This is a genomic window from Collinsella sp. AM10-26 (genome assembly GCF_003472525.1).
Lineage (GTDB): Bacteria > Actinomycetota > Coriobacteriia > Coriobacteriales > Coriobacteriaceae > Collinsella.
Genome location: NZ_QRMC01000017.1, coordinates 1 through 4,190, shown reverse-complemented (window position 1 = coordinate 4,190; position 4,190 = coordinate 1). Strand labels below are relative to the sequence as shown.

Here is a 4,190-nt window from a genome sequence, read left to right as displayed (position 1 = left end):
TCACCAAGCACAACCTCAAGTACCGCCGCTACTACCACCAGTTCGACTACTAATTCCATTTGGGGGAAACTGTAATGAGGCAATACATCTTCGCCAGCCACGCGCATTTTGCGACCGGCATTAAAGAGAGCACCGAGCTGCTCTCGGGCGCGCGCGATAACGTTCACGATCTATCGATGTTTGTCGACGGTCGCACCGACGTCGCCGAGGAGGCCGCAAAGCTGCTGGCGACCATCGACCCTGCCGATGACGTGATTGTGTGCACCGACCTGTTTGGCGGTAGCGTCAACAACGAGTTCACCAAGATCGTTCAGACGCGTCCCAACACCTACCTTGTCGCCAACATGAACCTGCCGCTGCTGATCCAGCTACTGTTCTCGGATCAGGAGGCTCCCGCCGATCAGGTTATCCGCGAGATAATCGCGGCTGACGACACGCGCGTCAAGTTTGTCAACGATCTGCTGACCGATGCGGATGACGAGGAAGAGTTCTAGTCTCCGCCTGCTATTAATGGGGCCGGGTTTCCGGCATGAGACCTTTGGGGGTCAATCATGATTCAACTGCTTCGCGTCGACCATCGTCTGCTTCATGGCCAGGTGGCCGTCTCTTGGGTCCAGGGCCTGGGCTCCGACTGCATCTTCTGCGTCGGCGACAAGGTTGCCAACGATCCCGTTTGGAAGACCACGCTCAAGATGGGCAAGCCGGCCAACGCCAAGCTCGTCATCAAGGACATGGAACACGCCATCGAGGCAATTAACTCTGGTGTCACTGATAAGTACAAGATGATCATCTGCGTCGCCAGCATCGCCGAGGCCAAGCAGCTTGCCGACGGCTGCCCGCAGATTACCTCGATTAACCTGGGCAACACCAAGTCCAAGGACGAGCAGCGTCCCGACGCCCGCCAGGTTTCGCGTCAGGTCTTTGTGACCGCCGCCGAGGAAGAGGAAATCCGCGAGCTCGTCGGTCGTGGTGTCGAGGTCGAGATTCGCGCTCTGGCCGATGACCCCAAGGTCGACGCTATGAGTGTCCTGTAACTTGGGACCACGGGGCGGCACGCATGGTGCTGCCCTATCCGTGGAGTAGCGGATAAACGCTTTACCCGGTAGTCCACCTACCGTTCACCGGAAGTACCTGCCCGTTGAGCGATTGGTATTAAATAGTTTCTGCATGACTATATAATTGGTATGAAATCATTTGTACCGGTTTAGGTGTTAACAGCACGCCGGTACAAGCTGGATCTGCCTAGGCGATTGTCGGCATGGAAAAGGGCGCGCTGACAAGTCGGGAATCGCCGACCGGATCCAAGAGGGATCAAAAGGAGGAACAATGCTTGTTCAAGCGATCCTCATCGGACTTATCGCTGCTTTCGGTAAGCTCGATTATCAGCTCGGTACGCTCTATGCGTTCCGCCCGATCGTTCTGTGCCCGCTCGTCGGCATAGTCCTCGGGGACCTGCAGTCCGGCCTCGCCATCGGCGCGAGCCTCGAGCTGCTCTTCATGGGTTCTATTGCCATCGGCGCTTACGTGCCACCTGATGAGACGATTGGCGGCGTGCTCGCCTGCGCCTTCGCTATTCAGCTGGGCCAGAGCACTGAGGCCGCTATCGCGCTCGCGATGCCCATCGCCACCCTGTGCCTGGCCATCAAGAACGTCATCAACGCCGGTATGCCCCTTCTGGTCGACCGCGCCGACGTCTTTGCCAGCAAGGGTAACCTCAAGGGTATCTACGCTATGCACTGGGTTATCGGTCTTGTGATTGTCGCCCTGGCCTTCTTCCTGTGCTCCGTCTCCTTCTATCTTGGCGCTGACGCCGTTCAGGGTCTGCTCGACTTCATCCCGACGTTTGTCCTTGATGGCTTTGGCGTCGCAGCCAACATCCTGCCTGCCATGGGCTTCGCAATGCTCGGTCGTCTGGTGCTTACCAAGCAGCTCGTGCCGTTCTACTTCCTGGGCTTCCTGATGTGCTCCTATGCCAACGTGCCCGTCCTCGGTGTCGCTCTGATCGCAATCATCATCGGCATCAACAAGTTCGACCTGCTGGGCCTTGGTGGCGCCCAGCCCCAGCTTTCTGTGGAAGGGGATGAGGACGATGACTTCTAATTCCGAGAACCAGATTACTCGCTCCGACCTCATTAAGAGCTCTCTGAGTACCGGCGCTCTGGGCATGGAGTTCTCCTGGACCTACTACAAGCAGATGAACATTGCCTTCTGCCTGATGGTCGCCAACATGCTCAAGAAGATCTATGCCGGCCGTCCCGACGATTACGCCGAGGCCCTGCACCGTCACAGCGCATTCTTCAACATCACCCCGCAGCTCGCTCCCTTCGTGGGCGGCATCGCGATGGCCATGGAAGAGAAGGTCGCTCGCGGCGAGGTTGAGCCCGAGAGCGTCAACGACATCAAGGCCGCCCTCATGGGCCCGCTTTCCGGTCTGGGCGACTCCTTCTTCCTGTCCACCCTGCGCGTTGTTGCCGCTGCCGTGGGCATCAGCCTGTGCCAGGCCGGCAACGCCTTTGGCCCCATCGCCTTCCTGCTCATCTATAACATCCCGGCGTTCCTGATTCGTATCTTTGGCGCTATCAAGGGTTATGAACTGGGCATTGGCTTCCTCAACGAGGCTCAGAAGACCGGTCTGATGCAAAAGATCATGGCTTGCGTCGGCATCGTCGGCGTCATGGTGGTCGGCGCCATGAGCAAGGACATGTTCTGGGCTTCGCTGCCCGTCGCCATCGGTCAGGGCGACTCCGCCCAGACCCTCCAGGACATCCTGGACGGCATCATGCCCGGCATGCTCGGCATGGCCGCCTTCTGGATTTACTACTGGCTGCTCTCCAAGAAGATCAACCCGATGGTCCTGATTCTCTGCACCATGGTCATCGGCATCATCGGTGCCTTCTTTGGCGTGCTTGCCTAATATGTTTAAATCGCGCTTCCATCGCGTCTAACGGTTGCGTCGATCTTTGGGGGCTTGTCGCATGTGCGGCAGCCCCCTGTTTTTTAAAAGCCCGTACGAAAGGGGAGGACTATGGCCGTACCCGAGCTTTCGCTCATGAACATCAACCATCGTTACTACAGCATCGAGACGTTCTTTAAGGCTGCAGGCGAGGCGGGTTATCGCAATATCGAGCTGTGGACTGGCTCGATGCACCTGTATGTGGATTGCCACGAGCACGATTCGGTGGATAAGATTCGCGATCTTGCCGCCCAGTACGGCATCAAGATCGTGTGCGTGTGCCCCGAGCAGAACAACCCCAAGCCGTGGAATGTCGCGGTGCGTGGTGAGGCGGGCCAAAAGCGCATACTCTCGTACTTTAAGAATGTCATTGACGTTGCCGTTGAGCTGGGTGCGCCGCAGATTCTGGTGACGAGTGGTTGGGCCTATCTGGACGAGCCGGCTGAGGACGCCTGGGCCCGCAGCGTTGCCATGCTGCGTTCGGTATGCGACTATGCCGATACGCGCGGCATTCGCGTTGCGCTCGAGGCGCTACAGCCGTCGGAGTCCGTGCTGGTCAACACCGCGCAGGACGTCGCGCGCATCCTCGAGGCGGTCGATCGTCCCAACCTGAAGGCTTGTATCGACTTTGGCGCCATGGAAGTTGCCGGCGACACAATCGACGGCTACTTTGAGGTCTTGGGCGACAAGATCGTCCACACCCACTTTGTGGATGTCGGCGGCGGCACGACGCATCTTGCCTGGGGCGACGGCGAGCGCGATATGCGTGCCGACCTCGAGGCGCTCATGCGCCACGGCTATACGGGCTATGCCTCGGCCGAGACGTGTGACGGCCGCTACTATCAGGATCCGTCTAAGGCGACAACTCAGGTTATCGATATGTATCGTCGTGTGATAGCAGAGATGGAAGCCGAATAACCGAACTGCGCGGTTGCGCCGGAAACACTAGGGCGGGTTTGGCGCAACGTAGTTTTAGGTGGCGAGTTGCGGAGTGTTCGTTGCAGTGCTGCTCGAATTAGACAACTAATGGCGTTGTAATACCACTCGGGCGAGGAAACCGACCGTTCGCCGTAAATCTGCGTGAGTTTAGATTGGTATTAAATAATGAGCAATCGTATGGCTATAATTGGTATCAGCAAGAAGCGCGATGTATAGAATCGCGCACATGTGATGGGAGGACACACATGAAGGAGACCGAGAAGATCGAGATCATGCACTTCGACCAGGAGGGCTACCT

General features: G+C 57.8%; 5 protein-coding genes. All 5 read left to right on the top strand.

What is annotated here, in order from left to right; genetic code table 11:
* Positions 1-74 precede the first annotated feature (74 nt).
* The 5 genes from DW123_RS09425 (at position 75) to DW123_RS09405 (ending at position 3,871) form a co-directional block, all read left to right on the top strand.
* Positions 75-494: a PTS sugar transporter subunit IIA gene (locus DW123_RS09425; protein ID WP_117636068.1), complete on the top strand. Its 420-nt coding sequence runs from the start codon at positions 75-77 to the stop codon at positions 492-494.
* Positions 495-551: 57 nt separating this feature from the next.
* Entirely contained in the window at positions 552-1,034 is a 483-nt protein-coding gene (locus tag DW123_RS09420) for a PTS sugar transporter subunit IIB (RefSeq protein WP_117636067.1), read from the top strand.
* Positions 1,035-1,326: 292 nt separating this feature from the next.
* The gene (locus DW123_RS09415; protein WP_117636066.1) at positions 1,327-2,100 is read left to right on the top strand and encodes a PTS sugar transporter subunit IIC; all 774 of its coding nucleotides are present in this window, start codon (positions 1,327-1,329) and stop codon (positions 2,098-2,100) included.
* Entirely contained in the window at positions 2,090-2,914 is an 825-nt protein-coding gene (locus tag DW123_RS09410) for a PTS system mannose/fructose/sorbose family transporter subunit IID (protein ID WP_369831513.1), read from the top strand. Before DW123_RS09415 ends, DW123_RS09410 begins: the two co-directional genes overlap by 11 nt.
* A gap of 111 nt (positions 2,915-3,025) precedes the next feature.
* Positions 3,026-3,871, top strand: a complete 846-nt coding sequence (locus tag DW123_RS09405) for a sugar phosphate isomerase/epimerase (protein ID WP_055252639.1) — start codon at positions 3,026-3,028, stop codon at positions 3,869-3,871.
* Positions 3,872-4,190: the final 319 nt, after the last annotated feature.